The sequence below is a fragment of the Chryseobacterium carnipullorum genome, assembly GCF_003815695.1.
Taxonomy (GTDB): Bacteria; Bacteroidota; Bacteroidia; order Flavobacteriales; family Weeksellaceae; genus Chryseobacterium; species Chryseobacterium carnipullorum.
Genome location: NZ_CP033920.1, coordinates 4,533,333 through 4,553,410 on the forward strand (window position 1 = coordinate 4,533,333; position 20,078 = coordinate 4,553,410).

The 20,078-nt window shown below is 36.9% G+C and carries 20 protein-coding genes; 10 read left to right on the top strand and 10 right to left on the bottom strand.

Annotated elements, in window-relative coordinates:
* Nucleotides 1-50: 50 nt before the first annotated feature.
* The 7 genes from EG346_RS20740 to EG346_RS20770 form a co-directional block, all read right to left on the bottom strand.
* On the bottom strand, nt 51-1,133 hold the full coding sequence (locus tag EG346_RS20740; protein WP_073335886.1) for a chorismate mutase: 1,083 nt from the start codon (nt 1,131-1,133) through the stop codon (nt 51-53).
* A gap of 436 nt (nt 1,134-1,569) precedes the next feature.
* A complete protein-coding gene (locus tag EG346_RS25205; protein WP_228426228.1) occupies nt 1,570-2,148 on the bottom strand; it encodes a DUF8439 domain-containing protein in 579 nt (192 codons plus the stop codon).
* A gap of 32 nt (nt 2,149-2,180) precedes the next feature.
* Entirely contained in the window at nt 2,181-3,266 is a 1,086-nt protein-coding gene (gene dnaX / locus EG346_RS20750) for a DNA polymerase III subunit gamma/tau (protein WP_123881250.1), read from the bottom strand.
* 97 nt (nt 3,267-3,363) lie between these two features.
* Nucleotides 3,364-4,005 (bottom strand): TetR/AcrR family transcriptional regulator, encoded by a 642-nt coding sequence (locus EG346_RS20755; protein ID WP_073335890.1) that lies wholly within the window; start codon nt 4,003-4,005, stop codon nt 3,364-3,366.
* 6 nt (nt 4,006-4,011) lie between these two features.
* Nucleotides 4,012-5,268 carry an aminotransferase class I/II-fold pyridoxal phosphate-dependent enzyme gene (locus EG346_RS20760; RefSeq protein WP_073335892.1) on the bottom strand — a complete coding sequence of 419 codons (1,257 nt, stop codon included), beginning with the start codon at nt 5,266-5,268 and terminating at the stop codon, nt 4,012-4,014.
* A 417-nt stretch (nt 5,269-5,685) separates the two neighbouring features.
* Nucleotides 5,686-6,039: a helix-turn-helix domain-containing protein gene (locus EG346_RS20765; RefSeq protein WP_073335894.1), complete on the bottom strand. Its 354-nt coding sequence runs from the start codon at nt 6,037-6,039 to the stop codon at nt 5,686-5,688.
* A gap of 202 nt (nt 6,040-6,241) precedes the next feature.
* The gene (locus EG346_RS20770; protein ID WP_123881252.1) at nt 6,242-6,985 is read right to left on the bottom strand and encodes a response regulator transcription factor; all 744 of its coding nucleotides are present in this window, start codon (nt 6,983-6,985) and stop codon (nt 6,242-6,244) included.
* A gap of 83 nt (nt 6,986-7,068) precedes the next feature.
* Here EG346_RS20770 and EG346_RS20775 point away from each other — a divergent pair, with 83 nt between their 5' ends.
* From EG346_RS20775 to EG346_RS20800, 6 genes are all read left to right on the top strand, one after another.
* Nucleotides 7,069-7,716 (top strand): DUF1349 domain-containing protein, encoded by a 648-nt coding sequence (locus EG346_RS20775; RefSeq protein ID WP_123881254.1) that lies wholly within the window; start codon nt 7,069-7,071, stop codon nt 7,714-7,716.
* A 551-nt stretch (nt 7,717-8,267) separates the two neighbouring features.
* Nucleotides 8,268-8,717, top strand: a complete 450-nt coding sequence (locus EG346_RS20780) for a hypothetical protein (RefSeq protein WP_123881257.1) — start codon at nt 8,268-8,270, stop codon at nt 8,715-8,717.
* Nucleotides 8,710-9,321 (top strand): response regulator transcription factor, encoded by a 612-nt coding sequence (locus EG346_RS20785; protein ID WP_123881259.1) that lies wholly within the window; start codon nt 8,710-8,712, stop codon nt 9,319-9,321. Before EG346_RS20780 ends, EG346_RS20785 begins: the two co-directional genes overlap by 8 nt.
* Before the next feature lie 558 nt (nt 9,322-9,879).
* A complete protein-coding gene (locus EG346_RS20790; RefSeq protein WP_123881260.1) occupies nt 9,880-10,842 on the top strand; it encodes a helix-turn-helix domain-containing protein in 963 nt (320 codons plus the stop codon).
* Nucleotides 10,843-10,960: 118 nt separating this feature from the next.
* Nucleotides 10,961-12,163 carry an MFS transporter gene (locus tag EG346_RS20795; RefSeq protein WP_123881262.1) on the top strand — a complete coding sequence of 401 codons (1,203 nt, stop codon included), beginning with the start codon at nt 10,961-10,963 and terminating at the stop codon, nt 12,161-12,163.
* A gap of 203 nt (nt 12,164-12,366) precedes the next feature.
* A complete protein-coding gene (locus tag EG346_RS20800) occupies nt 12,367-12,783 on the top strand; it encodes a hypothetical protein (RefSeq protein WP_073335907.1) in 417 nt (138 codons plus the stop codon).
* 137 nt (nt 12,784-12,920) lie between these two features.
* Here EG346_RS20800 and EG346_RS20805 read toward each other — a convergent pair whose 3' ends face one another.
* Nucleotides 12,921-13,445 carry a thermonuclease family protein gene (locus EG346_RS20805; RefSeq protein ID WP_123881264.1) on the bottom strand — a complete coding sequence of 175 codons (525 nt, stop codon included), beginning with the start codon at nt 13,443-13,445 and terminating at the stop codon, nt 12,921-12,923.
* 395 nt (nt 13,446-13,840) lie between these two features.
* On the opposite strand from EG346_RS20805, the gene EG346_RS20810 reads away from it, so the two are divergent.
* On the top strand, nt 13,841-14,944 hold the full coding sequence (locus EG346_RS20810; protein WP_123881266.1) for an alkene reductase: 1,104 nt from the start codon (nt 13,841-13,843) through the stop codon (nt 14,942-14,944).
* Nucleotides 14,945-15,179: 235 nt separating this feature from the next.
* Here EG346_RS20810 and EG346_RS20815 read toward each other — a convergent pair whose 3' ends face one another.
* Nucleotides 15,180-16,022 (bottom strand): AraC family transcriptional regulator, encoded by an 843-nt coding sequence (locus EG346_RS20815; protein ID WP_073335913.1) that lies wholly within the window; start codon nt 16,020-16,022, stop codon nt 15,180-15,182.
* Between the two features lie 112 nt (nt 16,023-16,134).
* On the opposite strand from EG346_RS20815, the gene budA reads away from it, so the two are divergent.
* From budA to EG346_RS20830, 3 genes are all read left to right on the top strand, one after another.
* Nucleotides 16,135-16,905, top strand: a complete 771-nt coding sequence (gene budA, locus EG346_RS20820) for an acetolactate decarboxylase (protein ID WP_123881268.1) — start codon at nt 16,135-16,137, stop codon at nt 16,903-16,905.
* A 28-nt stretch (nt 16,906-16,933) separates the two neighbouring features.
* Nucleotides 16,934-18,334: an L-dopachrome tautomerase-related protein gene (locus EG346_RS20825; protein ID WP_123881271.1), complete on the top strand. Its 1,401-nt coding sequence runs from the start codon at nt 16,934-16,936 to the stop codon at nt 18,332-18,334.
* 148 nt (nt 18,335-18,482) lie between these two features.
* Nucleotides 18,483-18,782 carry a putative quinol monooxygenase gene (locus tag EG346_RS20830; RefSeq protein WP_073335917.1) on the top strand — a complete coding sequence of 100 codons (300 nt, stop codon included), beginning with the start codon at nt 18,483-18,485 and terminating at the stop codon, nt 18,780-18,782.
* On the opposite strand, the gene EG346_RS20835 is transcribed toward EG346_RS20830, so the two are convergent.
* Nucleotides 18,777-20,072: a TolC family protein gene (locus EG346_RS20835; RefSeq protein ID WP_123881273.1), complete on the bottom strand. Its 1,296-nt coding sequence runs from the start codon at nt 20,070-20,072 to the stop codon at nt 18,777-18,779. The two genes, EG346_RS20830 and EG346_RS20835, sit on opposite strands and share 6 nt — an antisense overlap.
* Nucleotides 20,073-20,078 lie beyond the last annotated feature (6 nt).

The window sequence follows — 20,078 nt, forward strand, 5'->3', positions numbered from 1 at the left end:
CCCTATTTCCTAAGCCCTGTTGCTTATTAACTATTGTATTAAAGTATGACTTATTGTCTGTCAATCATAATACTGTTCTGTACTTCAATAGATTCTTCATGAATGGCTTTGAAAACTTTCTCAATAAATTCATGAGACATTCCGGTTTCCTTGGCTTTTTGATTTGCGTATTCTGTGATCACTTTCCATCTTTCAGGCTGGAAGATCGCGATATCGTTCTCTTTTTTAAGCTTACCGATCTTTTCAGAGATCTTCATTCTTTGTGAAAGAAGTTCGATCAGCTGGAAGTCAAGATCAGAGATCAGGGTTCTGTGTCTTCCCATTTCATTATCAAAACCTGCCAGTCCTGAATTCCTTACTTTCAGGTTGCCAATCAGTTCTGCCAATACTTCAGGAGTGATCTGCTGTGAAGCGTCGCTCCATGCTTCATCAGGATTGCAGTGCGATTCAATGATGGCTCCCTGGTATCCTACGTTTAATGCTTCCTGAGTAATGTCTGCAAGACCGGTTCTGTTTCCACAGATGTGGGAAGGGTCGATCAGCATTGGAATATTGGGAAACTGGCTTTTGAAATCAAGGGCGATCTGCCAGTTGGGGTTATTTCTGTATTTTGTTTTCTGGTAGGTTGAAAATCCTCTGTGGATGGCTCCCAGGTTTTTAATATCCTGTCCTAAAAGTCTTTCCAAAGCACCGATCCATAAAGCAAGATCCGGATTGACAGGATTTTTCACAAATACGGGTTTATCTGTTCCTCTTAAAGCCATCGCAATTTCCTGAACGGTAAACGGGTTTACCGTGGAACGTGCCCCAATCCAAAGAACATCTACATCTGCTTCCAGGGCAGCAAACACGTGGTGAGCATTGGCTACTTCTGTAGCGGTCTTAAATCCGTATTCTTCTTTTACTTTTTTCAGCCAGTTTAAACCGATTACTCCTACTCCTTCGAAACCGTTTGGTTTGGTACGGGGCTTCCAGATTCCTGCACGGAAAACAGAGACATTAGCGTTGGTTTCTCTTATTCTTTTAGCAGTTTCAAGCATCTGAGCTTCACTTTCCGCACTGCATGGTCCCGCGATCATTAATGGCTGAGAAAGCTCATTGATCCACTCGTTTTTTACATCGTTTAAATTCATACTTTTAAATTTATTGTTTTTTTATATTTTTCAAATTAACAGCAATAGTCCTTTCATTATAAAATTTACTTTATAATTCTTTTCAAAAAATGCCGTTCAAAAATGGTTTAAAGGAATCAGGAAAATAAAAGGACTTTAATCCTCCTGTATTTTTTGGAAAGAAATTCAGTTAGCAGTACCAATAAAATCGATAATACGTTCTGAAATTTCTATAATAGAAAGCAGAAAAACTAAAATAACCGCTAAAGTAATTAGCGGGTGCAAAATGAGACAGATATGGGAGTAATACTTTTTCCACTTGAGTTCTGAAACTTCTGTTTATTTAGCTTTTTAAATCTAATTTGTTTTTGTCAAAAAATTATTTTTCACAAAATTATTTGACAAAGATATAAAAAAACTCAGTCTGACAAAAAAAAATTGAGATAAATACAAAAACTTATGTCAGATCAAATTTCATCAGATCGTCAAGATCCTTTAAAACCGGATTTTTTTCAATAAATTTTTCGAATATTTTTCTTTTGGTAACGACTTCAATCTTGAGGCTATCGAAGTCGCGCTGGTAATCTACTTCAATGGCATGGTTGTGAACCTTTGTTTTGAAATGATTAAAGAATTCTCCGGCAATTTTATCAAATTCCACTTTGGCAGAATCTGAAGGATATAAAACTTTAATCGTATTTTCTCCGGATTTGACGAGTTTAAATGCTTTTACCGCATTGAAAATGAAACTACTTCGTTTCTGAAGCTGCTTAAGCATCAGGTTCCATTCCATCTGCAGATCTGTTTCTGTAAAATGGTTTTTGGGAAGACTTTCTGTTTTTACGGCTACAGTTTCCTCTTTCACTTCTTTCTCTTCCTTGTTCAGGAAAGAATTGATGCTAAAGCCTGAAGTGATCCCCTGTCTTGACAGCGGCTTGGTTGTTTTAACCGTAGTTTCCTGAACTATTTCAGCCTGAGCAGGTTTTTCTGCTTTGACTTCTTTTTTCTCAGGAGCTTTTTCCTGGATGATCTTCAATTCCTGTTTCTCACTGAGAAACGGGGCCAGTATTAGGAACTTTTTTTTTTAGTATCGCCTAAATTAGCTGTCAGCGAGGACAGCTGCATCAAAGCAATTTCTACTGTAAGTCTTGGGTTTTTGGAGTTTTTATAATTGATATCCGCATGGTTGCAGATTTCAACGCCGTCGATGAGCTGCTGGGCATTCCATTTCTGGCTTTGCTCCACAAATTTCACCTTTGTCCTCTCCCCGACTTCAATGAGTTCTATTGTTCTTGCATTCTGTGCCATCATCAGATCTCTGAAATGATTTCCTAATCCTGCAATGAAAATATGGGGATCAAAGCCTTTCTTGACAATATCATTAAAAGCAAAAAGGACTTCGGGAATTTTATTCTCTTTGGCCAGGTCCACGATATTGAGGTACTGGTCGTAATCCAGAATATTGAGAACTTCGGCAGCTTTGGCCAGTGTGATATTTTTCTGGGAAAAAGTAGAAAGCCGGTCGAAAATGGAAAGTGCATCCCTTAAAGCACCGTCAGCTTTCTGAGCAATCAGATAAAGCGCATCGTCTTCATACCGGATATTTTCCTTCTGAGCGATGTTTCTTAAATGTCCCTGAATATCTTCTATGGTAATTCTTTTGAAGTCATAGATCTGACAACGTGACAGAATCGTAGGGATTATTTTATGCTTCTCTGTCGTCGCCAAAATGAAAATGGCGTGCGCAGGTGGCTCTTCCAGTGTTTTAAGAAAAGCATTGAAGGCTGCAGAAGACAGCATGTGCACCTCATCGATAATATAGACTTTATATTTACCTACCTGAGGCGCAAAGCGGACTTGATCTATCAGTTCCCTGATGTCATCCACGGAATTGTTGGACGCCGCATCCAGTTCATAGATGTTGTAGGCGAAGCCGTCTTCTGAAACAGAACCATCTTTTTCATTGATCTTTCTGGCAAGAATTCTTGCACAGGTAGTTTTACCTACCCCTCTTGGACCGCAGAAAAGCAAAGCCTGGGCCAGCTGATTTTCTTCAATAGCGTGTTCAAGCGTATCCGTAATATGAGATTGCCCTACGACAGTGTCAAACTGTTGGGGGCGATATTTTCTTGCAGATACGATAAAATTTTCCATTGGTCAAAAATAAGAAATATAGTTTTAATCTGAAAATTAAAAGTTTTCAAATATCAACAAAAACTGAATTTAGGTAAAATTGGAAAACTTTTAATAATTAATCTTTTGCTTTTTTTGTTTTGTAGTAATGTTCAATAATCTCAACGATCACTTTTTCAACTTCACCTCTTCCTTCATCTGTTCTCATATCAATACCACAGAATTCTGTTCCGTTGTATGCAGGAAACAAGTTCAGATAGTAGACTCCCGCTGCTATCAAGGCTAGCATTGCTCTTACGTTTGTCGCATTTTCTCCGAAATAAGGATCTGTTACATTTTCAAATAAATTGGCAGCTACCTCTTCTCTTTGCTTTAATATATTTTTCAGTATAGGCTTACTTTCAGAAAGCTCCCAAAGAATAATTTTTTGTAGTTCCTTGTTTTTCTTCAGGCTTTCAAACTGCATAAGAATTCCTTGAATTAAAGATTCTTTACCTTTACCCACCTGCACTTCTTCTTCAATATCCGGTCTGAATTTGCTCCAGTAATCCTGAGATTTTATATACTCATCAATAAGCTTATCGGTACTTCCAAAGTACTCATAGATAAGCTTTTTATCGAAACCAGCTACTGCTGCAATCTTACTTACCTTCAGACCAGAGTATCCTTTTACTCTCAAAATTTTACCAACTGCTGCGAGCAGTTTTTGCTTTGTCTTTTCTTTGTCCCTAATGGGCCCTTGCACTACTTTTCTAGGCATAATTTATTATTTTTTTGCAATATGCAATTTTTTATTTATATCATCAAAAACATTAAGTGTTTTATCAAGATGCTCTCTTTTGTGCCGCGCTGTTACAGTCATTCTTATACGCGCATCTTTTCTAGCTACAGCAGGATACATAATCGGATTTGTATATACTCCTTCTTCAAGCAATATTCTGCCAATATCCCACATTTTATTCTGATCTCCTATTTTCACCGGAATAATTGCTGAGCAGGTAATGCCGGTATCTAAACCTAAATCATTAAGCCCTTTTTTAAAATAATTGATATTATCCCATAATCTGTCTTTCCAGAATGGTTCTTCATCAATCAAATCAATTGCTTTTAAAATTCCAAAAGAAGAAGGGGGTGGTGTTACTGAGAAAATATGCTGTCTTGACTGAAACTTAAGGAATGATGCTATTTTTTTATTAGCAATCACATATCCTCCCAGGTTACCAAAAGTCTTGCTGGACGTTCCTGTTATAAAATCTACCTTATCTAATAAATGATCATCTTCAAGGGCTCCTCTTCCGGTTTTCCCCATCACTCCTACACCATGTGCATCATCAACCATCATATAGGCATTGTATTTTTTCACAAGAGCATATATCTCGCTAGCGCGTGAAGTATCTCCTTCCTGAGAGTATACTCCATCTACGATAACAAGTTTGGTACGGTACGTATTTTCACATACCTTCAAAATGTGTTCCAAAGCTTCCAAATTATTGTGAGGAAATGTTTTTTTATTTGTAAAAGCACATCCTTCATGTACGCTGGCATGCACACCCATGTCTAAGATTGCTATATCTTCTTTCTGCATCAGAATCTGCAAAGTAGCACTATTAGCAGCATATCCGGTAGTAAAAAGTACAACTTCTTCTTCATTTCTTCCAAAAAATCCGGCAATCTTTTTTTCTATATCACTATGGTAATCAAAATATCCACCAATAAGGGGTGATGCTCCTGTACCTGTTCCGTATTTTTCAATCCCTTCAATAGCAGCCTGTTTTACTTTTGGATGCTGTGTAAATCCCAGATAATCACTGGAGACAAAACTTACGTATTCATTATTTTGGTTTGCAATATTGATATTTAATGTTGCATTGGTTCCTGAGGTATTTTTCAGTCTGTAATTCATGTGACCTTTAGATTTCATATGGTCCAGAAATTCATAAAAGTAATTCGCTCTTTGAGCAATATCATAGTCTGAAATATTCTCAAAATCTTTAAATGTTGCTGTTTCAAAATTGATACTCATCCTTAATAATTGTTAGTGTTAGTTGTTAGTATTAGTTGTTTGAAGAAACAAATATATGATTATTTAAAGCTTGTAAAATCTATCTATTATATTAAATATTATACACCATATAAGACATTTAACCTTATAATCTGATAATCAAATTATTTAACTTCATAAATATATTCACACTGAGCTTTTATGGTTAGTTATTTTTTTTAATGAATCTAAATTTAACAAAAAAAACATAACAATAAATAAATACAGGTAAACAAATCACAAAAAAAAGGCCATTTTTTCCACAATCGCCTCATTACTAAAATCTTATTTTCTGGTTTTATTGAAAGGGCTTAAATCTCACTAAAATTCCCGGGTATCAAAAAGACTATTGCCCATATTTTTTTTATTTCCAAATAAAACTTACCGAGACTTGTATGATTATAATTTACTGTTCTTTCTAAACTGTCCCGGTGTGATCCCGGTGATCTTTTTAAAGAATTTGGAGAAGTTGGACGGGTCATACGTCAACAGTCTTGCAATTTCTGCAATGGACTGATCTGAATTTGCAATCATAGCTTTGGCTTCACTGATGATTTTTTCATCATAAAAATAACACGGATGCTGCCCTTTTTCTTTTTTAATGGTATCTGTAAGGTGTTTATGGGACACAGCAAGCTCACCGGCAATTTCATTGAGTTCCATAAATTCAGGAGCTCTTCCGGACATTACATCCTGAATGTGTTTCTCGAGAAAATCAAAATATTGTATGGTAATTTCTTCACTTCTTTTCATTTCCAGATCCTCATTGGTTTATCGTAAAATATTAATCTATAAATTTAAAGATAAGAATAATAAAAACATGGTGAACTTTTCGGATTGCTGTAATGAAACAGAGCATCTCTTGTAGTCAATATAACTTATTGAATAAAAGCTAATTTCCCTTTCAAATTCCGCATTCCCAGTTCTCTGATCTTCTTTTACCAATATCATCTGATCAATAGAAACTGTCTTTAAATGCCTGCACTGAATTTTTCACGTTCAGTTTTTCAAGGATGTTTTGACGATGTCTGCTTACGGTATTAATGCTGATAGAAAGAAATTCGGCGATTTGTTTACTGGCATAGCCTTCACCAACATATTTTAGTACTTCAATTTCTCTGGGAGACAAAATAGTTTGATAATCCAGTTTGTCTTTCACAACCACCTCTCCCCGTGTTGTATTAATAATCATAAAATTGGAAACCAGAGGAAGTGCCCGATCAAGAGCCAACTGATAAAGACAGAATGTGAATCTCAATTTTCCGTTATCTGGAGAATAGATATAGAACATCCGGTGTTTTACCAAAATATAGTCATCATCTTTATTTTTCATCCTGATTTTGGAGAGAACACAGTACTCTGCTCTGATATCGATATCCAGAGAATCCATCATTTCATAAAAACGCATTTCATGGATGTATTTTTTGAGCCGGTCATCGGGATGAATTTTTTTAATGATTTCTTCCTCCCAGATAGAATGGATCTCTGCCGGATTTTGTTCTGTACTTAAACCCAATTCAAGAGCAGCCTTTGATTTATACACATAGCTTTTGTCAGCCTGCATATCGCTTAATACGGATACAGCCCCTTCCATCTGCGCATACATCAGTGCTTTCTTTTTATACAGTTCTATATCCAGCTGGCATTTTCCGGCCGTTGTATGCAGAAGCCGGCTGTTCAGTTTTTCTATGATTTCCATAAATGGTTATTTATCAGTATTGGCGAAACATGGGTTTAATACTACTTTTGCTAAAATAACAATTTACGCCCAGCTAAAGAGAAATGAAGAAATTGGCTTTAAGTTTTTGTGCTATTTTCCTGGTCCAGAAGACCTTTGCACAGACATTGGAAAAAATGAACTGGTTCAATGAACCTGAGAAATGGGAAATTAAAAACAACAGTTTATCGATGTCAGTCACTCCGCAGAGTGATTACTGGAGAATTTCCCATTATGGATTCACTGTAGATGATGCGCCTTTTTACTATACGACGTATGGTGGAGAATTTGAGGCAAAAGTAAAGATCACCGGAAACTACAAAGCGAGGTTTGACCAGATGGGTCTTATGCTGAGAACAGATGAGAAAAACTACATCAAGGCAGGCATTGAATTTGTAGACGGAAAGTATAACCTGAGTACAGTGGTTACGCACGGAACCAGTGACTGGAGTGTGATCGCACTTGATAAAGCACCTCCCGCAGTATGGATAAAAGCAGTACGGAGACTTGATGCTGTGGAGGTTTTTTATTCTTTTGATGATAAAAATTATACTATGATGCGCAACGCTTATCTGCAGGATAATACTCCGGTGATGGTTGGTCTGATGGCCGCCTGTCCGGACGGAAATGGTTTCACGGCAGTTTTTGAAGGTTTTAAAGTAAAGCATCTTCCTGATCAGCGAAGGCTGAAATGGCTTGAAAACAATAAATAGCGATTCAATTTTTATTCAATATACAGTCAATTTTTATTCACCTTCCATTTTTTGGGAGGTTTTTTGTTTATAGAGCCTGATTTGGGGCCAGATACCTGATATTTTCAACAGAGAAGCCTAAATCTAAAGACAGTTCATCGTTCCTTCGGCCCTGCATCTCTGTTTTCAGAATATCCCGGTTAATTGAGGTTACGGCCATCACTGGTTTCAGAAATAAAATTCTTTCAACTAACGATGAAATAAAATCTGTAGATTAAAATTATATAGCATATAGAATTTTTTCTACAAAAATTTCCGTTTATTTCTCTTGTTTAACTAGATAAAATTCATATCAAATATCTTTAACTATGATAATTTATGTGCATAAAATCACTATTTTTACAGCTCAGAACCCATCTGTTTAATGACAAGACACAAAACGTAGAAATATTAATGAAAAAGAAATGGATTCAGTTATTCCCAACATTTAAAAGAACTTCGGCTTGTACAATGACTATTATTAATACATCTCCGTACTAATCAAACGGAAAGCATAGATCATTTATGCCTATATGAAAACCTGGACCTTGTTTTTTGTAATTCTGTTTTTAAACATTTACATACAGCGTCATCCTTTCACGTGGACCATTACTGACAACGGACTACCGCACCCCAGCACAAAGGCCATTGTCAAAAACGGTCATGGCTTCTTGTCCGAAAAAGTTTCCGAAAGCAACAGATTTCTACAAAAGATGCCTGATGGAGCGTTCAAACTTTATATCAACGAAAACAAACAAAAACTAACCCCAATAACCACCGATACGAGAGCGGAAATTATTTCTGAACAGATCAATACCTACGTCAGCCTATTAAACAATCGAAAGCTTAAAAATCCTTTTTTTAAAGGAAAAGCCCGGATGCTGCCTATGTTTTCACATCTGTCAAAATTAATTTTACCTCCCGCCATCCCAAAGGAAGTATCGTTGAAACAACTCTTATTAAAGACCATTTTATATGAATGAAAGAATCTTAATTGCTGATGCTCACTATGTAGTAAGAGCAGGAACTGCTTTAGTGTTAGATTCCGCCTACCCACAATTTAAAATAGATTTTGCAGAAAATTATGATCAGGTAAAAAACCATCTAAGTAACCACCCATGTGATCTTCTCCTGCTGGATATTGATATGCAGGGAACCAAGTACAAAAAAATGATACCTGAACTTAAAAGCATACAGGAAAGTTTAAAAATTCTTGTATTTTCAAGATATGACAAAGATGTCGCCATCCAGTATATCAGGGAAGGTGCTGAAGGCTACCTGAATAAACAGAGCAGTGAAGAAGAAATTAAAGAAGCTGTAAGATCTGTGATAGAAAAGGGCTATTATTATCCTGCTGAACTCATTGGGCTTATTATCCAGAATAAAAAAAGTAATCCTGCTGAGAAGCTTTCGTCCCGTGAATATGAGATTTTTAAACTTCTGGCCAGCGGCACGGGAAATCTTGAAATCGGGAATAAACTGGAGATTCAGATGTCTACTGTAAGCACCTATAAAAAGAGGATTTTTAAAAAGCTCAATGTTTCCAACATTGCAGAGCTTATCAAGGTGCATGAGATGATGCATTAAGATAGACATCCCACAACAGTTTTTATATTCTAAAAATTGGGACTGTATGTTGTATTTTCAAGATACAGTCCCGTTTTAATGCTGAAATGGTTGGCGCCTGCTTACGTCTTATTTTATCTGTCAGCTTCTATTGTTGGAATGACATTTTTTTTAACATCAAAAGAGATCTGTAATAGATGTCATTACATGCGTGTACAATTATCTTCAAAGTAATTCCAGATAACTATTAATGAATACCAGATTAAACCAGACCCCCTGTAAAAACAGGTCCAGGAGATCATTTTACTTTCTTCATTTTTAATTATATTTGTCTTTTGTTTATACCACAAAATACGGTCAAAACATTAATTTATATCAGGACAGCTCAATTGTCATTGATTTTTTTTAATAAATAGTAACGCAAGTGATCCGCAATGAATCAACTTTATCAGTAAAGAATAATAAACAAAAGATAGATACCAAGAAAACAGTAAAAAAGAATCACTTAGTCCAGTCATTTTTAATACTTGACCACTCATGTAGGTATAGAAATAAAATATAATGATCCTCTAAACATAAATGACAATAAAAAAAAACATAAAAACTGAGAGAATTGAAGAGTACAAAAGAGAACTGATCCACTATTATATTATCTTAATGAATGTCATTCTTTTTTTGTTTGCTCTGAAGTTTACCTTTATCACTCCCTACAGAACCATGTCGTGGTACTTGTACGGTGGGATGTTTTTTATCACGTACACGTATCTTATCATCCGTAAAAGTTATTCTGTGGACATCCTGGTGCATGGATATATGATTCTGGCTTCTCTGTATAATTTCTATGTTATGCTGGCTTTCTGGAACTATTCGGTAGCCAGTTTTATGTGGCTGATCCCCATTCCACTGGCAGCTTATGTTTTTTTCACAAGAAAGTATGTGCTTATTTATAGTTTGTATGTACTTTTTAATATTTTAATGGGCTACCTGATCAATAGAAGTTTTGCATTTGATTTCCCAAAACAAAGTCCTGAAGATATCAGGATAAGTGATACTTTTCTGGTGATCTCCAATGTTGCTGTAATAGCACTTCTGCTCTATTTTAAAGATAAGATCAAACGGGTAGAAATCTATAATGAAATAGAAGCAAAATTACAGACCGAAGAGAAAACCGCATCCACTTTGGTGGAGCATGACACTTTCTCTGAGGAACTGTTTGAAAAAATTGAAAACCTGATGAAGGAAAAGCATCTTTATAAGGATGTGAGCTTCAATATTTCAAAATTAGCGGTAGAAATGAACATCAACAGCAGCTATATTTCAAAAGCCATCCGATACAAAGGTTACCCGAATTTTAATAATTATCTCAATCTGTACAGAATCAACTGTGTAAAAAAACTCCTTGATGAAAATGATCTGGAAAGAATAACTTTGATGTATATCTACACTGAAGCCGGATTTTCCAATCAGTCTACTTTCAACCGGGTCTTTAAGCAGATTGAAGGCACCACTCCTTCGGAATACATCAGCAGAATGTCTCTATGATTGGTTTTGCCAATATACTTTATCGAGCAAAGCGTTTTCATGTTTAAAAAAATATCATGAACTTTACAAGACTTTTAATTTCTATAAAAACCTGAGTGTTTTTAATTGTAAAAAAATCATGAATCTATCTGAAAAAGCGGAAAAAGGAAGCCAACGTTTCCGATTGATAAAACTTTGTATTTTCTTTTCTGGACTTTCTGTTTTTGCGCAGCTTTATCTTTTTCAGCCGTTGCTTCCCACCGTGGCAGAGTATTTCAAAACCACGGCGGGAGACAGTTCCCTGCTGGTATCTTCTTCTACCATTGGTATGGCTGCCGGACTGCTGTTTTTTGCGTTCAAGGCAGACAGCTATTCGAGAAAAAATCTGATGATCTTTTCACTGATCTCATCTGCTTTACTCACCATTATCTCAGCATGGATGCCAAGTCTCAGTCTGCTTATTGCAACAGGAGTTTTAAAAGGGTTTGTAGTATCCGGAGTTTCGGCAGTTGCGCTTGCTTATCTTACGGAAGAAGTACATACTTCTGTGGTTGCGCTCGCCATCAGCATGTACCTCAGTGGCAATACCATTGGCGGAATGAGCGGAAGAATAATGGCAACGATATTAGCTGGAGAATTCGGGTGGCGAAATGCTGTGCTCATCATTGGAGTAGAAAGCCTGATATTGGGTATTATTTTCTGGAAATTTTTTCCGCAATCTCAATTCTTTCATCCACAAAAAATAGATTATTCCCTCAAAATAAAACAGATGGGGCATTTTTTCACTGATCCCTACATGCTTCGTTTATACTTTATTGCAGCCTTGCTGATGGGTACTTTCGTGAGTGTCTACAATTACCTGACGTTCAGATTGGAAGATCAGCCTTTTTCATTAAGTCATTTTGTGATTGCCTTTATATTTCTCATGTATATTTTCGGAGTATTCGGCACGATGATTACCAGCAGATTAACAAAAAAATTCAGTCGTAATTTTATCCTGAAAGGTTCTGTACTATTTATGATGTCCGGAACGGTATTGTTGCTTTCAGAGAATATTTATGTTGTTATTTTCGGACTGGGTCTGTTTACCCTGGCTTTTTTTGCAGCTCATACGATGGCCAGCCAGATGACAGCGCTACATGCCAAACAGGGAAAATCTTCTGCCACTTCTATCTACTGGCTCTTTTATTATTTCGGATCCAGCATTCTTGGAACGGGTACCGGATATATTCTTCACGCATTTTCCTGGACTATTTTTATAACGGTTCTGCTTTTTTCTGTAGTAGTTTCATTTATATTGGCCACCAGAAATCAGGATTTAAAAGATATTAAAACTATTTAACAAATAATAAATACCACACAGGTACCACACTTATTTTCTATTATATCGTAATTTTAAGAAAAAACTGCAATATTTTAACATATAATTCATTATTGATGGAAAAAATTAACAAAATATTCAAAAGCGGAATGGAGTTACTATAATGCTGGGCATAATATTTGCAAGTATATAAATGACCACACACCTTTTTAACTCACAATATTATGAACGCAGCAGATCTTAAAATTAAAAACTTAGTTGATTACAAAAATCAAACGTACACCATTACTGAAATATTTCATGGGGCAAACCATGATTATTTTGTAAAAATTGAAAATGATTTTCATAGTATTTCAGTTCCGGCAGACTCTATCAAACCAATCCAGATTACAGAGGAATGGCTTGAAAAATTTGGATTTTTAAGAACGTATATTTCAGAACAGAGAATTCGTTATGAAAGACCCGAAACGTTTATAAAATACGACTTTGACCTGAGTTCTAAAAAAATAATGGAAGGGCTGAAAATATACGGCAACTCCATCAGATGCAAATACATCCATGAGTTCCAGAATATTTTTTCATGCCTTTTCGGAAAAGAACCTGCAACGTCTGGCTTCGGGCTGTTGAAGACAGAATCTTAGTTTATTATTATGTTTATTATATGGGAACCGCTGCTCTTTATGCAGCGGTTTCTGTTTTTATATATCGCCGAAATGGTGTATTTTAAGATGGCATGAAATTCTCCACTCATTATCTGCTGATTCTGCCAAGCTTTAGATTATTTCTGGTCTATCACAGAAAGCTGTTCCATCTGTTTCTGAAGCCTCTTTGCCTTGGCTTTTTCACGCTGCTCTTTCCTGAAATCCCAGGGTGAAACTGCTTTTTTATCCTGCCATAAACCTTGCTTTCTGGCTTTGGCTGTTTCCTGCATCTTTCCAAGATCTGCATCTTTGGAGTAACTATAATACCACCATCCGTATCCTGCTTTTATAATTTCAGCTGAAAGATATTTCCCGTTATCATAATAGACTTTCGCTATAGATCTTCCGTAGCGGTCCTTCTTCGTTTCTGTAAATCTGATCTTTTTAGCAAAAACCTGATCTGATGTAAACTGTTTGGCATTTTTTCCAAAAGGCTGTTTCTTTTCGGGACAGTCTACCTCTGCCAGCCGAAGCTTTTTTTGAACATTCCCATCCAATAAAACCGTGATTGTGTCTCCGTCTGAAATCCCAACTACTTTTGCCGCCGTCTGTGAGAAAAAGGAAAGAGGAAAGCATAACAATGCAAATAAAACTATTCTCATCGTGCGAAATTATGTATTTATTTCTAATGTTCATCGGCCTGAAAGGTGCTTTAACAGACGAAATCTTTTATCCTCTTTAAAGACAGCGCAATAGATATATCTTAATAAAAAAGAGACTTAACTTCAATTCAAAAAATAACAATTGATCATAATCACCATTAACAATTCAGGTAAAGTGATCTATCTATCTATCTATCTATCTATCTATCTATCTATCTATCTATCTATCTATCTATCTATCTATCTATCTATCTATCTATCTATCTATCTATCTATCTATCTATCTATCTATCTATCTATTGATGGATTATTACAAAAACAGAATGTTTTTTTACAGCATTCTTTAATCCTTTAATGTTCAATTTTGTTCAATAAATAGTATACAACAAAATCTTATGATCACAAAAATTTTCGAACCTTATCAGTTAAATTCGATTGAACTTAAAAACAGATTTGTAATGGCACCCATGACAAGAAGTCGTGCATCGGTAACGGGTCACGCTCCAGTCACACTGATGGCTGAATATTATGGACAACGTTCTTCAGCAGGATTAATCATCACCGAAGCTACACAAGTTTCGATGCAGGGAATGGGATACTCAAGAACCCCGGGAATTTATTCCGATGAACAGGTTGAGGGCTGGAAACAGGTTACCGAAACAGTTCACAGAAAAGGAGGGAAAATCTTTTTACAGCTTTGGCATGTAGGAAGGGTTTCATCTTCAAGAGTCAATGGTTTACAGCCCATCGCTCCCTCTCCCATTATTGCGGCCAATACCAGTGTGTATATTTTTGATGGAGCCCCCAATGGTGATGCTACATTTATCCCCGTAGAGAAACCGAGAGAAATGAGCAAAGCCGATATTGCGAATGTGATTAAAGAGTTTGAACAGGGAGCCATCAATGCTATGAAAGCAGGCTTTGACGGAGTGGAGATCCATGGAGCAAACGGTTATCTCATCGATCAGTTCCTGCGAAACAACAGCAATCAAAGAACTGATGAATACGGAGGAAGTAAAGAAAACCGGATCAGACTCCTGCTTGAAATTACTCAGGCTGTTACCGGTGCTATTGGTAAAGAAAAGACAGGCGTAAGACTTTCTCCTTTTATTAAATTCAAAGATATGGATGATCCTGAGATTCTGGATACTATTATGCTGGCCACCGAAAGATTAAATGAACTGGATATAGCTTATCTTCACCTTTGTGAAGCAGACTGGGATGATGCTCCCGCTATACCAATTACATTCAGACAAAACTTACGACAGAAATTCAAAAATGCAATTATCGCTACGGGCAATAAAACGCCAGAAGAAGGTGAAGAGTTACTGCAAAACGACTGGGCAGATCTTATAGGATTTGGAAGAAAATTTTTAACCAACCCGGATTATCCTGAAAGGGTGAAAAAAAATGCTGCACTCAATTCAATTACAGATCCGCATACTTTATTTGGCGGTGGAGACGCAAGAGGTTATACTGATTATCCACTTTTAAAATAAATAACCTGAGTTGATAAAGAAAATAAATAATATAGTTCTAAAACAGCGAGTTTAGGGACTGTTGTACGACCCATGTCATGCTTAAAACCTTGACATCGGTATTTCCCGAATACTTTTCGTCAGGACAGTTTATTGCATAAAAATATTCTACTCTCAGTCCCACTAACTTTCCAGATATTTCAATACCTATTAAAGCAACTGAAACAGCCCTGTAACGGGTATTGAAATGTCTGGTTTACTGTTCTACAAATTCCAGTCTGAAAGCTTTCGGACTTTTCCCGCGCTGAGCTTTAAAAAATTTATTCAGGTGGCTTTCATCCGTAAACCCCAGTTCATCTGCAATTTCGTTGATTCTTTTGTCGCTGTGTTTCAGCCGATGCTCTATCAGGGTGGTTTTATAATTATTAACGTATGACTGCAGGGTTTCGCCGCTGTGTTTTTTGAAATATTTACCCAGATAATTTTCTGAAAATCCAAAAGCTTTGCTGATACTTTCCGTTCGGATCATTTCGGGTTCGTAAATATTGCTCTGAATATAATTCAAGATGTTGATGATGCGTGACTCGGAAGTTTCATCTATTTTCTGAGGCAGGTATTTGGCAATATTACGGGCTACAAGAACAATCAGGGTATTGACCAGCTGAGCAGTGATATCACTGTGGTAAACATCTCTGTTAACCGCTTCTCTTATCAATGCCTCTACCATCGGACGGATGAGGGTTTTATCACTTTGATTTTTTAGAATACAGCCGGGTTTGTGATTGGCATTTTCCATAATAAATTCAAGCCTCTTGATATTTTCCTTTGAAATACGATTGTCTGTTAAATAGATATTGCTGAACTGCAGAAAGAAAAATCTAGTTGTACTATCGATCCAAAACTGACTGCAATCCTGAGGCGTCAGCAGAAACATATGATTGGCTGAATACGAAAAGCTATGCTTATTAATACAATGGCGCCCTGTTCCAGATAAAATAAAAACAAGTTCAAAAAAATTCTTCCTGCTTTCCTTTTCCGGAAAAACATCTAAGGTTTCAAAGTGAATGCTGTAAGGTTGGTATAATACATCGCGGTTCATACAAATGGCATTTTATCTACAGGGCAAAAATATACAAAAAGATAGAAACAATATACCAATAATCTGCTAAAAATCAGTATAATTTTGCTTCATCAAATAGACATTTTGATTTATGACAAAAACATTATTAAGGATAACATTGTTATCTATGTTCTCAGTTTCACTGCATGCACAGCAGACTGAAGATAAAATTTACCACTACTCTTCCATGGATGCCATGAGAAACGGAGTGTATACCGGTGATGTCACCGTGAAGGAACTCAGACAAAAAGGAGACTTCGGATTGGGCACTTATAATTTTCTGGATGGCGAGCTGATCGCGCTGGACGGCAATATATTCCGAATAGCGACTGACGGTTCCGTTGAGATGGCGGATGAGCAAAGAAAAGTCCCATTCGGTTCATTTACTTTCTTCAGAAAAGATCAGGCCTTTGTGATGGAACACATCAGTACTTTTGCAGACTTTCAGCAAAAATTACTAAAGATTTTACCTTCCCGCAATCGGTTTTATGCCGTAAAAGTTGAAGCTTCTTTCACAAGTATAACCTTAGGCGGAGCTATCAAAGTAGATGAAAAGGATACGACAGGTATTGCTTCTTTCATGAAAACAAGACCGCTGTATAAAAAACAGAACATCAGGGGAACTCTTGTAGGTTTTTACAATCCCGGATATGCAGGTGGTCTGGATTTATCACCGTTTCATTTCCATTTTATATCAGATGATAAAAAGAGCGGTGGACATATGGTAGAAGGAAATTTTTCCAATACAAAAATTACCGTTCAGCTCGACGAGAAAAATGCTTACGAAGTGATACTTCCGAACAGCAACGATAAAGGCTATCAGAGAACCTGGACAACTTCTGAAGCAAAAGCACAGTATTAAATTAATTAAAAAATAAATGTTCAATCTAATGAAGACAAGAAAATCAATTCTTTTACCACTGGCTCTGATTTCCTTCAGTGTAATCTCTGCACAGCAAAAAGTCCTGCAGACGGATTTCAATAAAGGAACCTGGGAGCAGGTAGGTAAAGGCTTACAGCGCAAATGGGTTTCGGGAGCGGAAAGTACTTTTGCATTCTGGAAAATGGACAAAGGGGCGCACGTTCCGCCGCATCAGCACCCTAATGAGCAGGTAACTTATATTACGAAAGGCAGTGTAAGGGTTTTGATGAATAACAAAGAACATATTGTCAAAGCTGGCGGTGTGCTAATCATCCCTGGAGGCATCACCCATGAGTTTTTCTGCCTGGAAGACGGTACGGAGGACCTGGACTTTTTCACTCCGGTGCGTAAGGACTGGACAGACGGAACGGCCAGTTATCTTAAGCAACAGGGAAATCCCCTTGAAATTGTTGCGCAGTTCAATGAGGTGAGGCCTGGAAATGTGGCGGTAAGCCGCGACGGGCGTGTCTTTGCAACCATTCATCCTTTAGCATCACCTAAACAGCAGCTTGTAGAAATTGTAAACGGTAAGCCAGTTCCGTTTCCTTCAGAAAAACTTCAAAAAAACGGAGGTAAGGCAGATCATCAAAAGTTCGATACTCCTCTTGGGGTAGCGGTAGATAAAGAAAACCGTCTATGGATGATCGACATGGGTCTTGAACTTGGAACAACCCGCCTGTGGTGTTTTGATCTGAAGAAAAATATGGTGACGGAAAAAATTGAATTGCCTGCTGACATTGCGCCTAAGGGAAGCTTTGTGCAGGACGTAGCTATCGACGAAAAAAATGGATGGGCTTACCTTGCAGATATTGCTAATCCAGGCATTATCGCTTTGAACCTGAAAACGAAAAAAGCAAGAAGGTTTAGCGGTCACAAAGCTTTACAATCCGAAGATGTAGATATGATCATTGATGGAAAAGTAATCGATTTTGGAGGAAAACCATCCCGTGTAGCCGTTAATCCCATTACCCTTTCTCATGACAGGGAAACCCTGTTCTTTGGATCAATGAACGGTACTTCCTGGTATCAGGTTCCTGCAAAGCTTTTCCGTGGAAATGCTGATGACAAGATCATCGGTAATGCTATTCAAAAGTTTGGAGATAAGCCTGTAAGTGATGGCGCTGCTACGGATCAGTATGGTAATCATTACATTACCAATCTTGGCGGACACAGCATCAGTAAGCTGGATCCTAACGGACAATTGAGTGAAGTCGTTAAAGACGGAAGATTGCAATGGCCGGATAATGTAGCGGTTTCTCAAGACGGCTATTTATATATTTCCGTGAATCAACTGAATACGACAACGGCATTTTCCGGACAATCGGATCAGGGAAAACCTCCTTATTTTATTTACAGGATTAAACTTTAATCAGAAGACCTGTACTTTAATTTTTTTTAACCACCGCGGCAAATCTTCGATGATTCCTCCATGAAAGAGAAATTCTCGTGCATTCACCGGCAGTGGTTACAAAAAATGAAGATTCAAAAAAAACAATTAATAATATAATTAAAATATAATGATCAACGAACAATTTACATCAACAGCCGTTTTAAAAGCTAAAGAAGGAAAAAGAACGGCATTAAAAGAAGCTTTGCTGGAACTTATCAATCCTACACGAAGCGAACCGGGATGCCTTTATTATATTCTTTTTGAGGATAAAAATCATGAAGGTACCTTTTATATGCATGAAGCTTTTAGAGACAAAGCAGCATTTGACTTCCATATTGAGACTGTTCATTTTAAGAACTTTGCAGTACAAATGGATGAGCTGATGAGTGAACCTATACAGCTCATCGAACTTGTCAAGATCTTATAATCCGGTTTTCAGTACTTTCAGCAATTCCGTTTGCTGAATGACGTCATTTTTACTGCTGATCAGGTTATAATTGGCCTGAAGCCAATTGTTTCTCACCACAAAGAAGGTGTACGCATCCATGAGGCCTTCTTTGTATTTTTCCTCTGATTTCTGAAAAGAGAGTTTCTGGTTTTCAAAATTAGATTCTAAAAGGCCGTACTTTTCCTGAGCATTTAAAAACTGGGCTTTGATGGAATTAATGGTCTGGATCAGATTATTGACAATCAATTCTTTATCATAAGTGGAATTGATGACATTCAATTTTGCAACTTCTACATTGTTTTTGACCTGAAGCTTATTAAAAATAGGAATAGTAAGTCCAAAAAACACCGACTGGTTTTTGTTTTGGGTCAACTGGTCAGAAAAACTGATGGTAGAAACATTATTATTTAAAGATTTGTTATAAAAAGTAGACCAGCTATAGCTTCCGTTAAGGGTTGGAAAATAGGCTGAGGCTGCAAGATTTACCATTTTTTCCTGAGCTTTGATTTCTGCAAGAACGGTCTGGTAGGCGGGATTATTTTCTAATAATCTTTTGGTAAAATCAGAATAATCAAAGTCTTCTTCCGCTAAAGCCGACTCATTATTCATCACAAAATCTACAGAGTCCTGAGTGACGGCTAAAGCGTTAAGAAGATTAATTTTGGCCAGGTCGCGTTGATTTTTTGCCGTTACCCATTGTTCCTGCAACGTCCCTAAATTGGCTTTTATGTCATAGATATCACTTTTTGAGCGGCTTCCAATTTCCACTTCTTTTTCTGTTCGTTTAATTTGCTCTTCCATTCCAGAAATCTGAGTTTCCAGAACATTAAGCCAGCTTTTACTGTTCTGGTAGCTGAAAAAGTTTTGAATGACATTCAATTTCACATCATTCTGAGCCTTCTTAAGTCTGTAAGAACTGGTTTCTTTGTTCAGTTTTGAAAGAGAAATAGTCACATAATTCCGCCAGTTGAAAAGCTCAATATTGGCCTGAGCTTTTAACTGGTCGTATTGTGTATTGAGTACTTCTCTCTGGTTACTGGACTGATTAATGGAAGAGCCAAAACTATAACTATGATCTACTCCAGCCTCTACAGAAGGTAATAACATTCCTTTTGAGGCTGCAATCTGATGATCATTTTTTTTAATGTTTACCGTTGCCTGTTTTACCAGCGGATGATTGGCCGCAGCATAATCCAGACATTGCTGAAGGTTCCATGATTGCTGCGCAGGAAATAGCCCGACAAAAAATATGAAAATAAAATTTTTCATGCAGAA